Annotated in this window: 18 protein-coding genes; 7 read left to right on the top strand and 11 right to left on the bottom strand. The window is 67.2% G+C overall.

Annotated elements, in window-relative coordinates; translation table 11 throughout:
* Window positions 1-13: 13 nt before the first annotated feature.
* The 5 genes from AAHM44_RS02385 to sdhC form a co-directional block, all read right to left on the bottom strand.
* Window positions 14-565 carry a hypothetical protein gene (locus AAHM44_RS02385; protein WP_269573742.1) on the bottom strand — a complete coding sequence of 184 codons (552 nt, stop codon included), beginning with the start codon at window positions 563-565 and terminating at the stop codon, window positions 14-16.
* A 73-nt stretch (window positions 566-638) separates the two neighbouring features.
* Window positions 639-1,814: a hypothetical protein gene (locus AAHM44_RS02380; RefSeq protein WP_342248885.1), complete on the bottom strand. Its 1,176-nt coding sequence runs from the start codon at window positions 1,812-1,814 to the stop codon at window positions 639-641.
* Window positions 1,815-1,844: 30 nt separating this feature from the next.
* Entirely contained in the window at window positions 1,845-3,647 is a 1,803-nt protein-coding gene (gene sdhA, locus AAHM44_RS02375) for a succinate dehydrogenase flavoprotein subunit (RefSeq protein WP_342248929.1), read from the bottom strand.
* Entirely contained in the window at window positions 3,644-4,033 is a 390-nt protein-coding gene (sdhD, locus tag AAHM44_RS02370; protein WP_269573743.1) for a succinate dehydrogenase, hydrophobic membrane anchor protein, read from the bottom strand. The genes sdhA and sdhD overlap by 4 nt, the downstream gene beginning before the upstream one ends.
* Window positions 4,026-4,409: a succinate dehydrogenase, cytochrome b556 subunit gene (sdhC, locus tag AAHM44_RS02365; protein WP_446745940.1), complete on the bottom strand. Its 384-nt coding sequence runs from the start codon at window positions 4,407-4,409 to the stop codon at window positions 4,026-4,028. Before sdhC ends, sdhD begins: the two co-directional genes overlap by 8 nt.
* Before the next feature lie 234 nt (window positions 4,410-4,643).
* Between sdhC and AAHM44_RS02360 the strand changes: the two genes are divergently transcribed.
* From AAHM44_RS02360 to AAHM44_RS02340, 5 genes are all read left to right on the top strand, one after another.
* Complete coding sequence (locus AAHM44_RS02360) at window positions 4,644-5,987, top strand: methyl-accepting chemotaxis protein (RefSeq protein WP_260395968.1); 1,344 nt, start codon at window positions 4,644-4,646, stop codon at window positions 5,985-5,987.
* 10 nt (window positions 5,988-5,997) lie between these two features.
* The gene (locus AAHM44_RS02355; RefSeq protein ID WP_269573745.1) at window positions 5,998-7,368 is read left to right on the top strand and encodes a methyl-accepting chemotaxis protein; all 1,371 of its coding nucleotides are present in this window, start codon (window positions 5,998-6,000) and stop codon (window positions 7,366-7,368) included.
* Window positions 7,369-7,483: 115 nt separating this feature from the next.
* On the top strand, window positions 7,484-8,185 hold the full coding sequence (locus AAHM44_RS02350) for an SDR family NAD(P)-dependent oxidoreductase (RefSeq protein WP_342248883.1): 702 nt from the start codon (window positions 7,484-7,486) through the stop codon (window positions 8,183-8,185).
* The gene (locus AAHM44_RS02345) at window positions 8,175-8,879 is read left to right on the top strand and encodes a hypothetical protein (RefSeq protein ID WP_269573747.1); all 705 of its coding nucleotides are present in this window, start codon (window positions 8,175-8,177) and stop codon (window positions 8,877-8,879) included. Before AAHM44_RS02350 ends, AAHM44_RS02345 begins: the two co-directional genes overlap by 11 nt.
* On the top strand, window positions 8,879-9,853 hold the full coding sequence (locus AAHM44_RS02340) for a 50S ribosomal protein L11 methyltransferase (RefSeq protein ID WP_269573748.1): 975 nt from the start codon (window positions 8,879-8,881) through the stop codon (window positions 9,851-9,853). Before AAHM44_RS02345 ends, AAHM44_RS02340 begins: the two co-directional genes overlap by 1 nt.
* Window positions 9,854-9,906: 53 nt before the next feature.
* Here AAHM44_RS02340 and AAHM44_RS02335 read toward each other — a convergent pair whose 3' ends face one another.
* On the bottom strand, window positions 9,907-10,443 hold the full coding sequence (locus AAHM44_RS02335) for a DUF6882 domain-containing protein (protein ID WP_269573749.1): 537 nt from the start codon (window positions 10,441-10,443) through the stop codon (window positions 9,907-9,909).
* A complete protein-coding gene (gene phhA / locus AAHM44_RS02330; RefSeq protein ID WP_342248882.1) occupies window positions 10,443-11,312 on the bottom strand; it encodes a phenylalanine 4-monooxygenase in 870 nt (289 codons plus the stop codon). The genes AAHM44_RS02335 and phhA overlap by 1 nt, the downstream gene beginning before the upstream one ends.
* A gap of 50 nt (window positions 11,313-11,362) precedes the next feature.
* Here phhA and AAHM44_RS02325 point away from each other — a divergent pair, with 50 nt between their 5' ends.
* On the top strand, window positions 11,363-11,992 hold the full coding sequence (locus AAHM44_RS02325; protein WP_269573751.1) for a TIGR02117 family protein: 630 nt from the start codon (window positions 11,363-11,365) through the stop codon (window positions 11,990-11,992).
* A complete protein-coding gene (locus tag AAHM44_RS02320) occupies window positions 11,989-12,699 on the top strand; it encodes an esterase/lipase family protein (RefSeq protein ID WP_269576556.1) in 711 nt (236 codons plus the stop codon). Before AAHM44_RS02325 ends, AAHM44_RS02320 begins: the two co-directional genes overlap by 4 nt.
* Here the strand turns inward: AAHM44_RS02320 and AAHM44_RS02315 are convergent.
* From AAHM44_RS02315 to AAHM44_RS02300, 4 genes are read right to left on the bottom strand one after another with little or no spacing between them, the layout of a single operon-like run.
* Window positions 12,696-13,124 (bottom strand): DUF5990 family protein, encoded by a 429-nt coding sequence (locus AAHM44_RS02315; protein ID WP_342248881.1) that lies wholly within the window; start codon window positions 13,122-13,124, stop codon window positions 12,696-12,698. The two genes, AAHM44_RS02320 and AAHM44_RS02315, sit on opposite strands and share 4 nt — an antisense overlap.
* An 11-nt stretch (window positions 13,125-13,135) precedes the next feature.
* A complete protein-coding gene (locus tag AAHM44_RS02310) occupies window positions 13,136-13,435 on the bottom strand; it encodes a putative quinol monooxygenase (RefSeq protein WP_269573753.1) in 300 nt (99 codons plus the stop codon).
* 3 nt (window positions 13,436-13,438) lie between these two features.
* On the bottom strand, window positions 13,439-14,068 hold the full coding sequence (locus tag AAHM44_RS02305; protein ID WP_342248880.1) for a hypothetical protein: 630 nt from the start codon (window positions 14,066-14,068) through the stop codon (window positions 13,439-13,441).
* A gap of 8 nt (window positions 14,069-14,076) precedes the next feature.
* Window positions 14,077-14,433 (bottom strand): GntR family transcriptional regulator, encoded by a 357-nt coding sequence (locus AAHM44_RS02300; protein WP_116840148.1) that lies wholly within the window; start codon window positions 14,431-14,433, stop codon window positions 14,077-14,079.
* Between the last annotated feature and the right edge of the window lie 5 nt (window positions 14,434-14,438).

The raw sequence follows: 14,438 nt of genomic DNA, 5'->3' as shown, positions 1-14,438 counted from the left end.
GGAGCGCCGTGCCTCAATGCCAGATGGCGGTGAGCGGATAGACCGCGATCAGCCAGGCCAGGCAGGCGATGACGATCCGCCGGTCCCGCGCCGCGATCGCGAGCAGGATCACCGGGAAGAAGGACCAGGTGAGGACGAAGAGCCGGAAGGTGAACATGCCCTTGGTGCCGGCCAAACCGATCGTCGTCGCAATCAGCGCGATATTGCAGAGCAGCACGGCGGACAGCACCTTGCCGCGGTGCCGGTCGAAATAAAGGTCGAGATCGCCCCATTCCTCGGGATCGTCGGGGAAGATCAGCGAGGCGGCGACATAATAGACCGCGGTCACCAGGAAACCGCAGAACAGCACCGGCCAGTTGAGCGGCAGCAGATCGCGCAACGCCCAGCCATACATCCAGAACGACACGACATCGCACGAGACGAAGACGCCGAGCAGGATGGTCGCCCAGCCGATCCGCACCTTGTGACTGGCCTTGAGCGCGCGCGAGAGGCCGCCCAGTCCCTCGGCCAGCGCGAGGCCGAGCAGCAGCCCGAAGAACGAGAAGATGAATTCGAATGCGCTCATTTGATGCCCCCCTGTCGCTCGCATCTAGGCGGGGAGGCGGTGCGAAGAAAAGGGTCCGTTCGCAGCTGGCGAACTATTGCACCAGAAGCATGGCAGGATCGGGCATGCGTTCCTGACGTTGCGGAATTGGCGTCGCCGGATCGAGGCGGATCAATGTTGCACCACTCGGCGCGAGGGCGGCATGGATGCGTGGCCACAGGGCCTCGTCGATCGCAACATAGACGCGGTTACCGCGCAAGGCGCCGGGGCGAAGCTGCCTAGCTTCCACAACCAGCACGTTCGCAAGATTGGCCTGGTCTGCAGAGCCGAACATCAGCGGCCAGTTGTCGAAGCGGTCGGCAAATGCCTCGTGCATCCAGCCGAGCGAGGGAGCGTAGTCGGCTGCAGTGGGAAGGCGAAGCACGGTGATCGTCGGATAATATTCCCGCCAGTCGGGTGCGGTCCGGAACCACACCTCTTCCAGATAGTGATGCCATCCGAACTCGTCCGCATTGCGCGGGGCGTGGATTGGCGACCGCTGGGCTTCATATCGCGCCCGCAGGCTGGCCCTGAGCACCGCCAGTGCCGGCCCTGCCGCTGCCCGTGCCTTTCGCCATTCGAAGTCGTCGACCGGTGTGATGCTGCCCGTGGAAAGGTCGAGTGCGATCTCGACCTCATGCTCCCCGTCCGGTGTCGTGACGGGAATGATGAGCGCTTCTCGACAGATCCGGGCATCGCCATGCCATTGCATCGAACTCACCGAACGGGGGAGCGTGGCGACATAGTCATCGCCCATTAGCGTGCGCAGCTCGAAACGGCGCGGGGTACCGCCGTGCGTGTCGTAGATCACGATGGTGCGGTCGCCCAACCCAGTGCTATGCCAATTGTCGAGCGTGACGACGTAGCGGCCTGAAGCCGAGACATAGGAATATACCGGCGCCACATCGTTGATCAGCTCGCGGCGCCAGATCGGGTGCCAGCGGCCATCCGGGCCACGCCGCTCAAGCAGCGCGTGTGCCGCGTCGGAGCCGCCGGGCTGCTGCCCCGCGGGCTCCTTGCCGTCGACCTTGTCGGAAAAATAATCGAGCTGGCTCGACAGGTCGCGTGGAAAGACGGTGAGCCGGCATTTGCCGCCAGGCGTGAGGATGGTTTCCGTCTCGGGCGGCATCCAGCTGTCGGCGCAGGCCGGCTGGGGCAGGATCAGCGCCGCCGGCACCGTGATGCCGACGGCGGCGATGCCGATGCACCAGGCGGTGAGCAGGCGCTTCACGCCCGACGAACCACCTGGTGCGCGTTCAAATCAGTACACCCGCTTCTTCGGCTTGATGTACTCGATCTCGTCGGTGAGCGTGTAGTCGTGGACCGGGCGGTAATCGATGTTCGTCGCGCCGCCCTTGCCGCCCCAGCCGTCGAAGGTGGCGACGGTGTGCTTCATCCAGTTCTTGTCGTCGCGCTCGGGGAAATCCTCGTGCATGTGCGCGCCGCGGCTTTCCTTGCGGTTGGCGGCGCACTCGATGGTGACGACGGCCTGGCCGATCAGGTTGTCGAGCTCGAGCGTCTCGACCAGATCGGTGTTCCAGATCAGCGAGCGGTCCTGGATGCCGACATCCTGGAAGCCCTGATAGACTTCGCCCATGTGCTTCACGCCCTCGGCGAGCAGCTCGCTGTCGCGGAACACGGCGCAGTGGCGCTGCATCGTCTTCTGCATGTCGGCGCGGATCTGCGCGGTGGGCTTTTCGCCCTTGGCGTTGCGGAAGTGATCGAGGCGGCCGAGCGCGAACTCCTCCGAACCCTTGGGAAGCTCGTTGTGCTTCATGCCGGGCTTGAGCAGCTCCTTGAGGCGGAGACCGGTGGCGCGACCGAACACGACGAGGTCGATCAGCGAGTTGGAGCCGAGGCGGTTGGCGCCGTGGACCGACACGCAGGCCGCTTCGCCGACCGCGAACAGGCCGGGGACGACCGAGTCCGGATCGCCGTCCTTATTGCGGACGACTTCGCCGTGATAGTTCGTGGGGATGCCGCCCATATTATAGTGGACGGTCGGCACCACCGGCAGCGGCTGGCGGGTCAGGTCGACGCCGGCGAAGATCTTGCCGGTCTCGGTGATGCCCGGCAGGCGCTCGTGCAGGATCTTCGGATCGATATGGTTGAGGTGAAGGAAGATGTGATCCTTCTCCTTGCCGACGCCGCGGCCCTCGCGGATTTCCATCGCCATCGAGCGCGCGACGACGTCGCGGCTGGCAAGGTCCTTGGCCGACGGGGCATAGCGCTCCATGAAGCGCTCGCCCTCGGAGTTGGTCAGGTAGCCGCCTTCACCGCGCGCGCCCTCGGTGATGAGGACGCCGGCGCCGTAGATGCCGGTCGGGTGGAACTGGACGAACTCCATGTCCTGCAGCGCGATGCCCGCGCGCAGCGCCATGCCGTTGCCGTCGCCGGTGCAGGTGTGCGCCGAGGTCGCCGACTGGTAGACGCGGCCGCCGCCGCCGGTGGCGAGCACCACGGCATGCGAACGGAAGCGGTGGATCGAGCCGTCTTCCATGCACAAGGCGATCACGCCGCGGCAGGCGCCATCTTCCATGATCAGGTCGAGCGCGAAATATTCGACGTAGAAGTCGGCGTCATACTTCAGGCTCTGCTGGTAGAGCGCGTGGAGCATGGCGTGGCCGGTACGGTCCGCCGCGGCGCAGGTGCGCTGCACGGGCGGGCCTTCGCCCATGTTCTGCATGTGGCCGCCGAACGGGCGCTGGTAGATCGTGCCATTGTCGTTGCGGCTGAACGGCACGCCGGCATGCTCGAGCTCATAGACCGCGGCCGGAGCCTCGCGGACCATGTACTCGATCGCGTCCTGGTCGCCGAGCCAGTCGGAGCCCTTGACGGTGTCGAACATGTGCCACGACCAGTGATCGGGCGTGTTGTTGCCGAGGCTCGCCGCGATGCCGCCCTGGGCGGCGACGGTGTGCGAGCGGGTGGGGAACACCTTGGTGATGCAGGCGGTCTTCAACCCGGCCTCGGCGCAGCCCATGGTGGCGCGCAGGCCCGAACCGCCGGCGCCGACGACGACGGCATCATAGGTGTGGTCGATGATCTTGTAGGCGGACATCAGAGCGCAGCTCCTGCCGTGAAGGCGATCTTGAGAATCGAGAAGATGGCGAGCGTGCCGGTCGTCAGCGTGAAGAAGTTCAGCAGCACCATCAGCACGATGTGCACTTCGTCATGGATATAGTCTTCGATCACCACCTGCAGGCCGAGGCGGAAGTGATAGAAGGTGGCGATGACGAGCAGGATCAGCGGCACCGCGACCTGGGTCTGGGCCAGCCAGTGGCGGACCGTCTCGAAATCATAAGCCGGCAGCAGCGCGACGCTGAGCACGAACCACAAAGTGAGGATCAGGTTGGCGCCGCCGGTCAGTCGCTGGTGCCACCAGTGATGCGCGCCTTCCTTGGCGGAGCCGAGGCCGCGGACCTTGCCGATGCTGGTGCCGTTACCCATTGGTCTTACCCCAGATGATGAAGCCCCAGAAGGCGATGGTAAGGAGGATCGCGGCGACATAGGTCAGCAGCGCGGTCGTCTTGTTGGCCTTGAGCTCGAAATTGGCGCCCTGGTCCAGGAAGAAGTGGCGCACGCCGGTGCTCAGGTGCTGGAAGAAGGAGTAGGTAAGGCCGATTCCGAAGACATAGCCGACGATGTTGAGCGCGCCGGACTTCACCGTGAACACGTCGAGGAAGCAGGCATAGGCCGCCGGGCCGGAAGCCAGCGCGACAAGCCACCAGACGAACAGGATCGTCCCCACGGTCGCCAGCCCGCTGCCGGTGACGCGGTGCGTGATCGAGGCCGCCATCGATGGGCCCCATTTCCAGATCGACATATGCGGCGACAGGGGTCGCGCGGTGTTGCGCACATTGGCCAAGATTGAAGTCCTCCTCGGTCGGTGCCCGTCTCCTTAGTCCGCATGTCGCCGGATGCAAGCTGGCATGCGCAACATCGGGCCTTGACTAACCCGGTCTTAACCAGTTCGCCCGCATATCGCGGAGCAAGTGGCCGATCGTCCCGCGGCCGCACAGGGGACTGTTCCGTGACCAACGCCGTTTCGTCCGAAGACCTGCCCATGCCGGGCACCGTAGCCGCCCGCATCGATGTGCGCGCGCGCCTGCGCATCTTCGATATCGAAGGATCGCTCGCCGCTTCCGGCCGCGCCGCCTGGGAAGCGCTGGAGCCCGAGATCCGCGCGGTTTCCGAAGCCTATTGGCATCAGTGGCTGCGCTGCTTCGCCGATGAGCGCAACTGGGCGCCCGACGACACGCAGAAGATGATCGATGTCGGCGTGGTCTTCCTCAAGAACCGTTTCCTCGATCCCGAAGGCCGTGCCTGGATCGAGTCGATCGAGCGCTCGGTTGCCGCTGCCTATGCCGCCAATGTGCCGCCGATGGCGCTGCTTTCGATGATCAGCGCGAGCGACCGGGCGGCGCTCGAGATCCTGATCCGCCGTGTCGGCGCCGAGAATGCGCGACTCGCCGGGCTGATCGACACGCTGATGCGGCTGTCGGCGCTGGAAGGCGACATCACGGTCGAGATCTACAACATGTACCGCGAACACAGCGCCCAGGCGGCGCGCGACCGGCTCGCCGAGGATTTCCGCGATTCGATCGGCGGCACCGTCCAGCGCGCCTCGCGCGAAGGCGAGCAGCTCCGCGTCCAGGCCAGCCACACCTCCGCTTCGGCGCGCGGGATGCTGGGCAAGGCGTCGGAAGTCGCCGCTGCGGCCGAGCAGTCGGCGGTGGCGATGCGCGAGGCGGCGCAGACCGCCGCGGGCCTGATCCGTGCGATCGAGGACGCACGCATGGAAGTGGAAGCAGCAGCGGGTATCGCCACGCGCGCTTCGAGCCAGGCGACCGATGCGGTGGGCATGAGCGAAGCGCTCAGCGACCACGCCAAGTCGATTGAATCGATCCTCGGCCTGATCCGCGACATTGCCGGCCAGACCAACCTGCTCGCGCTCAACGCGACGATCGAGGCGGCTCGTGCCGGCGACGCCGGCCGCGGCTTCGCGGTGGTCGCGCAGGAAGTGAAGAGCCTGGCCAACCAGACCGCCCGCGCCACCGACGACATCGCCGCCAAGATCGCCGCGATCCAGTCGGCGACGAAGAGCACGGTCGAGACCAATGCCTCGATCCGCTCGACGGTGACCGAGGTGCAGGAAAGCGCCAACCGCATCCGTGTCGCGATGGAAGTCCAGGCGCAGACCGTGACCGCGATCACCGCGGCGGTCGACGAGACGGCGCTAGCCGCCGACTCGATGTCCGCCACGATCGGCGCGATCCGCGAGGATACCGAAGCCGTGGCGAGCGAGATCGACCGGGTCGGCCAGGGCTTTGCCGCGCTCGAGGGGCAACTCGGCAGCCTGAAGGGCAGCGCCAGCGATTTCATCGCCAAGGTCGCGGCCTGAGGGGGAGGACATGATGGTAGTTGCACGCGAACCCGGCCGCTGGAGCGGCGGCATGCGGACGGTGGAGGATCATCGCCGCGAATATGACTGGGATGGTGCGATCGAAGCGGGCTGCCGCGAGATCGTCACGCTGATCGGCCATCGCCAGCGCGAGATCGCCGAGGGCTTCTGGGTCCATTTCAAGGCGATGCCGGCGAGCCAGGCAATGCGCGACGTGTTCGACGATCCCGCGCTCTACGAAGCGCAGGTCGCCAACGGCACGCGCTACGGCACGGTGAAGTTCGAGAAGCCGTTCAGCGAGGAATGGGTCGAGATGGTGTGCGCCTATGCCACCCAGACCTATGCCGCGGGCATTCCGCTGCCGGCGGTGGTCGCTGCCTTCTCCTATGCCCATAGCGCCACGATGCGCGCGCTGCGCGAGGCGCTGCCCGGCGATGCCGAGAAGCTGGGGCGTCTCTGCGACGTCGTCCAGCGCATGGCGATGGCCGAGGCCGACCTGATGGCCGGCCATCTCGGTGCGCGCGACGCGGCCTATGCCGATCAGGCGCGCCGCGACCGTTCGCAGAAGTTCAAGGCGAGCATCGCCGAGTCGATCGAAGGGGCCACCGGCCTCGCCAATCGCATCCGGGTGCAGGCGCAGGGCGCCTCGGGCTCGGCGCGCGGGATGCTGGGCAAGGCGTCGGAAGTCGCCGCTGCGGCCGAGCAGTCGGCGGTGGCGATGCGCGAGGCGGCACAGACCGCCGCGGGCCTGATCCGCGCGATCGAGGACGCACGCATGGAAGTGGAAGCAGCAGCGGGTATCGCCACGCGGGCTTCGAGCCAGGCGACCGATGCGGTGGGCATGAGCGAAGCGCTCAGCGACCACGCCAAGTCGATTGAATCGATCCTCGGCCTGATCCGCGACATTGCCGGCCAGACCAACCTGCTCGCGCTCAACGCGACGATCGAGGCGGCTCGTGCCGGTGATGCCGGCCGCGGCTTCGCGGTGGTCGCGCAGGAAGTGAAGAGCCTGGCCAACCAGACCGCCCGCGCCACCGACGACATCGCCGCCAAGATCGCCGCGATCCAGTCGGCGACGAAGAGCACGGTGGAGACCAATGCCTCGATCCGCTCGACGGTCAGCGAAGTCCAGGCAAGTGCCAACCGCATCCGCGGCGCGATGGAAATCCAGGCGCAGACCGTTACTGCGATCACCGCGGCAGTGGACGAGACAGCGCTTGCCGCCGACTCGATGTCCGCCACGATCGGCGCGATCCGCGAGGACACCAAGTCGGTGACGCACGAGATCGATACGCTCCAGAAGGACGTGGCCGAAGTCGACGACCGCCTCCACAAGCTGCGCACCGCCGCGGAGAGCTTCTCCAGCAGCGTAGCGGCCTAGAACTTCGTCATTCCCGTGAAGGCAGGGATCCAGGGGCAAGCAGGACAGCACTTGCTACTCTGGACCTCCGCCTCCGCGGGGATGACGGGGACCGGGCGAAGCGCTACGCAGGTGCATGGCCAGCCATATCCTCCTCACCGGCGCGAGCCGCGGCATCGGTGCCGCGATCGCCGAGAGCTTCAAGAACGATAATGTCCGCCTGATCGGCCAGGGCACGCGAAGCGGCATGCCCGCCGACTTCGCCGATCCCGCCGCACCCCAGGCACTTTGGGCGAAGGCGCTTGATGCGCTGGACGGCCGGATCGACGTGGTCATCAACAATGCCGGCGTGTTCGAGAGCAACCCGCTCGACATCGATCACGACGACTGGGTGGCGAACTGGGAGCGGACGATGCGGGTGAACCTCACCGCCTCCGCCGAGCTTTGCCGTCTCGCCATCTGCCACTGGCAGGCGGGAGGACGCCCCGGCCGCATCGTCAACATGGCGAGCCGGGCGGCCTATCGCGGCGACAGCCCGGCGCACTGGCACTATGCCGCCTCCAAGGCGGGCATGGTCGGCATGACCAAGAGCATCGCGCGCGGCTATGCGCGCCAGGGCATCCTCGCCTTCGCGATCTGCCCGGGCTTCACGATGACCGGCATGGCCGACGAGTATCTCGCCAGCCGCGGCGGCGAGAAGCTGCTCGCCGACATCCCGCTCGGCCGGGTCGCGGATACCGATGAAGTGGCGGTGCTCGCCCGCTTCTGCGCGCTTTCCGCGCCGCCTTCGATGACCGGGGCGGTGCTCGACATCAACGGAGCCAGCTATGTCCGATAGCCCGCCGGTCGAAGCCCCCAAGCCGTGGCGTCCGTCGTTCGGCGGCCAGATGGGGGCGCTGGTGATCGGTGCGCTGGCGATGATCGGTGCGATCGTCGGGTTGCTGGCGATCGTGATGGCCGTGGCGATGTTCTACGATGGCCCCCGCCACCGGGAAGCGCCGGCGCAGGTGGAGGCCAAGGCCGCCAACGAAGTGTTCGCGGTCTCGGAAGTCACGCCGCTGCGCGGCATCAATCTCACCGAGATCGTGATCGCGACCGAGCGTTCGATCGGACGGGGTGGCGGGAGCTATTCGGCTGGCGAACCCGCGGACGATCGCAACGTTATCCTGCTCGACAAGGCCAGCGGCGCGAGCCGGAAGATTCTGCCCGACAACAGCCGGCGGATCCTCGAGCGCCAATATCTTGCCGGGGCCTCCGGCGGCGACGCGGCGCAGAAGAAGCCCGAGCCGCCCTTCGCTTACTATCTGTTCCGCGTCCGCGCGCAGGCCGGCAAGGAGGATGTGCTGGTCGGCGATCTCGCCACCGGGCGCCAGGCCTTCCTGCTCACCGGCCTGGATGGGGTGGACAAGATCTGGATGCAGAGCCCGACGCGCGTCGCATTGCTGATGCGCCAGGGCCGCAAGTTGCAATATCGCGCGATCGAGATTCCCGCCCTCAAGGTGGTCGTCGCGCGCCCTGTGGAGATTGATTGATGTCGAGCTGGAAGCTCATCCTGCCCTGCACCCGCGCCGAGGCCGAGGCGATCGACGCCGATGACGAGGCGGTGTTCCAGATCGAGCCGTCGCCGGTGCTGCTCACCAGCGAAGTGATCGCGGACGATCCGCTTGCGTGGCAGCTCGAGGCTTATTTCGACTCCAAGCCGAACAGCGCCGCGCTTGCCGCGGTGCAGTCGCTGGCGCCCAGCTCCAGAGGCGTGAAGGCTGTCGCCGAGAAGATCCGTGACGCCGATTGGGTAACGCTCAGCCAGGCAGGGATCGAGCCGGTCCAGGCCGGCCGCTTCTATGTCCACACCGCCACCAACAAGGGCAAGGTGCCGGCCGGGGCCAAGGCGTTTCGCATCGATGCCGGCCTCGCCTTCGGCACGGGTACCCACGAGACCACCTCGGGCTGCCTGATCGCGCTCGACCGGCTCAAGGCCGAGGGCAAGCGCTTCGAGAACATCCTCGACGTCGGCACCGGCACCGGGCTGCTCGCCTTCGCCGCATTGCATCTCTGGCCGCGCGCCTATGCCACCGCCTCGGACATCGATCCGCGCGCAGTCGAGGTCACGGCCGAGAACGCCGATATCAACCGCGTGCCGCTCGGCGGCGGGCAGGGCGCACTGGCGCTCGCAGCCGCCGCCGGCGTCGAGCATCCGCTGCTGCTCGGCCGGGCACCCTATGATCTCGTCATCGCCAATATCCTCGCTGGCCCGCTGGTCGAGCTGGCGCCGAGCCTGGGTGCGGTGCTGGCCGAGGGCGGCACGCTGATCCTGGCGGGGCTGCTGGGGACCCAGGCCGAGACCGTGGCCCAGGCCTATCGCCGCCAGGGGCTTCGCTTGGTCAACCGCACCGATCGCGGCGACTGGCCGACGCTGACGCTCACCAAGCGTGTGCGCTACGGCACCGAGCGCGTGACCCGCCTCAGCCGCGGCAAGGGCGAGGCGCCGGGCTTCGGCAGCTGGTAGTACGCTAGCCTACCTGCATTCCTTCTGGTTCCCCGGCGTTCGCCGGGGAGCAGTTAGTTGGAGTCTGTCCCGTCCGGCTTGCGGATCGAGACGGTGCCATAGGTCATGAACACGTGCGTGCTGCCCGCCGGCCCGCGATAGCCGCCCTGCGCGCCGGCCAGGTGGCAGGCCAGCGCGGTGAAGGTCCAGGCATCGGTCTCGTCGGTCTGAATCTTGCGCGTGGTCAGCGCCGCCAGCCCATATTGCTCGCCGAATTCCAGCACGCGCCGCGCGTCATGCGAGGCCGACTCGGGTACCGACGGGTGATCCCAGCCCCATAGCCAGCTGCCGTCGAGCGTGTTGAACGTGCCGATCACCTGCACCGGCGCGGTGATCTCCCAGCCCTTGTCGTTGGTGAAGCTGATCGTGCCGGCATCGAGATCGGCTTCCCAGGTGCCGCCCTCGCCCAGGCCCCAAGTCGCCATCGCGAACTCGGTCTTGAGCTTCAGCTCCTCCTCGGCCCGGGCAAGGGTCAGGTCCGGCTCGGGCAGCGCCTCCGCTTCCGGCGCCGGCTTGCCGCCGCCGAACAGCTTCCTGAGGAAACCGACCATCAGGCAGCCTTGCCCTTCGCATATTCCTGCGTGCCGCGGTTGATGACATCGTCCCCCGGCAGGATCTCCGCGATCGGAATGTCCGGCTTGCCGATGATCTCGTCATAGAGCGGCGCGAAATCGGTCTCGACCGTCTGGCGCAACAGCTCGCCGAAGCTGGGGATAACGAAATAATTCTGCTGGAAGTCGTCGATCCGATAGTCGGTCTGCATCACCCGCTTCATGTCGAAGCCGATGCGGTTGGGGCTGGCGCTCTCCAGCGAGAAGACGCTTTCGGCCGAGGATGAGACGATGCCGGCGCCGTAGATGCGCAGATCGTCATCCTCGCGGATCAGCCCGAACTCCACCGTGTACCAGTAGAGCCGGCCGAGCTGCTTCAACGCGCCCAGCTCGAGCGCGCGGTTGCCGCCGCGGCCATAGGCTTCGAGATAATCGGCGAACACCGGATCGGCGAGCATCGGCACATGGCCGAACACGTCGTGGAAGACGTCCGGCTCCTGGATATAGTCGAGCTGGTCGGGCCGGCGGATGAAGTTGCCGGCGACGAAGCGGCGATTGGCCATATGATCGAAAAACACATTGTCGGGTACCAGGCCCGGCACCGCCACCACCTGCCAGCCGGTCAGCTTCATCAGCCGCTCGGACAGCTCTTCGAAATTCGGGATGCCCGATTCGGACAGGCGCAGCGCGTCCAGGCCGTTGAGATAGGCCTGGCTCGCGCGGCCGGGCAGCAGCTTCGCCTGGCGCTCATAGAGCTTGTCCCAGGTAGCGTGTTCCTCGGCCGTATAGGCCTGCCAGTTCTGCGGGATCGTCCAGTCTGCCGACGCGCCTTCGGGCGGACGGTCGAGTACATGCGTGTCTTGCGCCATGGATCTGACATAGCATGGTGCGGGGCGGACGTGAAATGGGGAGGGCGGTGTTGCGGATATTGCTGCGGCTGGCGGGAGCGCTGGTGCTGGTGGTCGTGCTCTATCTCTCGGCCGCCGGACTTGGTGCCGGACTGGCAGTGAATGGCGGGCGCGAGCCGGTGGCCGCGGGCGTGCGAATCTATGTCGCCGACAATGGCGCGCATACCGATCTGATCCTGCCCGCCGCCGCCTTCCGCGATGTCGCCAGGCCCGAGCATCTCGCCGATCCGCGCTACGGCGCCGAGCCGTACATGGCGTTCGGCTGGGGCAATCGCGATTTCTATCTGCACACCGCCCGGTGGAGCGACCTCAACCTGTGGCGCACCGCCAAGGCGCTGGCTGGGGTCGGATCGACCGTGCTCCATGTCGCGCATATCCCCGAGCCGCGCGTCGGCGGGCCGGTCCGCGCGCTGGTGCTGAGCAAGGAGGAATATCGCCGGCTGGTGGAATATGTCCGCGGCACCTTCGCGGCCGGGCCGGTGGTGCGCGGTTATGGCGGGCGCGACGCCTTCTACAGCGCAAAGGGCGGCTATAGCGCTATCAACACCTGCAACGAGTGGACCGGGCGGGGCCTGCGCAAGGCAGGAGTGCGCATGGGGGTCTGGACGCCGCTGCCCTGGGGGGTGATGCTGTGGCTATGATACCGAGGACCGCCGCCGATCCGCCGCCCAGGCTCACGCTTGCGATCGAGCCGGCGCGCGCCGCGCTCAACATCGCCGAGCTCGTGGGTTTCCGCCTCGCCGGACTTCCTCGGGGCGATGGCCGCCCGGTGCTGGTCTCGCCCGGTCTGTGCAACACCGATCGCTCGAACTTCGTGCTGCGCGCCATGCTGCGCCGGCTCGGCTACCGCCCCTATCCCTGGAAGCTCGGCCGCAATTTCGGCGTGCGCACCGTCGGCCCCGAATGCGAGCGGCTGATCGCGCGGGTCGAGGAGATCCAGCGCGAGACCGGCGAGAAGGTCACCTTGGTCGGCGTGTCGCTGGGCGGGGTGATGAGCCGCATCGTCGCGCATCGGCATCCCGAGCTGGTGCGCGCGGTGCTGACGATCAGTTCGCCTTTTGCCGGCCTGCCCAGCGCCACCAATGTCTGGCGCCCCTTCCAGCTGTTCACCGGCGAGAAGATCACCGATCCCGTCGTCGTCGGCCGGCTCAGGGAAGCTGCGCGGCCGCTGCCCATGCCCTCCGCCGCGATCTGGAGCCGCAGCGACGGGTTCGTGAACGGGCTGATCTGCCGCGAAGGCGAGGGTGCTGCCTGCCGCGCGATCGAAGTGCGCAGCAGCCATCTCTTCGTCCAGATGAAGCCGAAGGTGTTGCGCGCCGTGGCGGAGATGCTGGGAAGCTGGGCCTAGGCCGGAACGACGCGCCGCCCGCTCGCGCGCACGGTGGCGCAGGCCGGGGTGCCGTCCTTGCCGGTGCCGTTGACGGTGATCTCGAGGACGCCGCCGCGCGCCGCCTGCTCCAGCAGCGCCCGTTCGATATCATGGATGTCGATCTTCATCCGGCGCGACCAGGGCGAGCCATGGTCGCCAGCCGCCTGGCCGATGCGGATATAGACGAAGCGCCGTTCCGGTCCTTCACGACGCACCTGGTCGCCGAAGAATTTGGGCCCGGGCTCGAAGCGCACGGGGAAGTCGAAATGCAGCGCTTCGCCCGCCAGCGACGTCTTCGGATCGAGCGGCATGTCGTCCTTCGCCTGCAGGCTGTGCCGCACGCCGGCGACCGGCTGCTCGATGACGATCCGGAAGCGGATAGGAATCTGGTCGGCCTTCGCCATGGAAGCGGAGCCTAGCAGGGCGCGCCGGCGTCCGTCTCGAACAAAGTCAGGTCGCGTTCGCCGATGCCGAGTTCCGGCCAGGCGGCGCGCCAGGCCTGGATATGCGGGCTCGCCCAATGCGCCTCCAGCGTGGTGCGGTCCGCCCATTGCTCGGTCACATGGATCAGCCCGGGATCGAGCACATCCTCGCCATAGCTGTAATGGATGCACCCCGCTTCGGCGCGGCTGCCCTCCACCATCGCCGCCATCACCGGGCGGGCGGCATCGAGATTGGCCGGGGGCAGGCGGAAGGTGCCGGTGATGATCAGCATGGGTTACTCCACTCGGGTGCTGTGCCAGCTCAGCGCAAGCAGCAGGAGCGCGATCGCGTGGCTGGCGAAGATCGCCACCGGCACGCCGCTCCATGCCGGTTCGGCGGGCAGCATTGCGCCGATCAGCATGCGCTTGAAGAAAAGGTCCCACAGCAACGGCAGTACCAGCAGGGCGACGAAGCCCAGGATGCGGTGGCGCTGTGGCAGATGGCGCCAGGCATGGATCAGCGGAGGCGCGGCCAGCACGAGCGTGAACGCCAGCATCGCCGGATAGCCCAGCATCTCGCCGAACAGCGCCCGGCCGATGATCCGCTCGTCGCCGCCGCCGGTCGCCACGGTGACGACCCGCGCAAGCGGCAGATTGGCGAAGATCAGGAGCAGGCCGATCGGCCCACGCAGCGCGACGCCGGCATAGATCAGCGCCCAGCTCAGCGCCGGACCGGCCAGCGCGGCGATCCATGCGGCTGAGGCCGGGCAGTTGTCGGGCAGGACGAAGGTTGAAAGCGTCATGCCGCCCCAGGCGCCGCAGATGATGCGGCCGGTCGCATGGTGCATCAGCTCATGCGCGCCGAGGCACAGCCAGGAAAGCGCGGCGAGAAACAGCAGCGCCGCCGCGCCGGGCCAGCGCGTCATTGCCGGGTTCAGGCGGTTTCGCGGTCGAGCAGTTCGTGCACGTCGAGGCCGAGCAGGGCGATATGCTCCTTCACGCGCGGCCAGTAGCCGGTAAGGAAGCGCTCGCGCTCGGCGATACGCAGCTTCTCCACCGCGCCCGGCAGCACGAACATGCCGACGCCGCGACGGACCTCGACATAACCATCGTCCTGGAAGCTCTGATAGGCCTTGGCCACCGTCAGCGGATTGGCGCCATGTTCGGCGGCAAGCGCGCGCACCGACGGAAGCTGATCCCCTGCCCGGTATTGCCCACGCAGGATCGCCGCGGCGATGCTGGCGCGCAGCTTGAGGTAGACCGGGCTGTCCTCGTGCTCTAGCGCTGTCATGGTGC

The organism is Sphingomonas sp. OTU376, assembly GCF_038440415.1.
GTDB lineage: Bacteria > Pseudomonadota > Alphaproteobacteria > Sphingomonadales > Sphingomonadaceae > Sphingomonas > Sphingomonas kyeonggiensis_A.
Note: the sequence above shows the minus strand (reverse complement) of the source record. Positions and strands in the feature narration are given on the sequence as shown.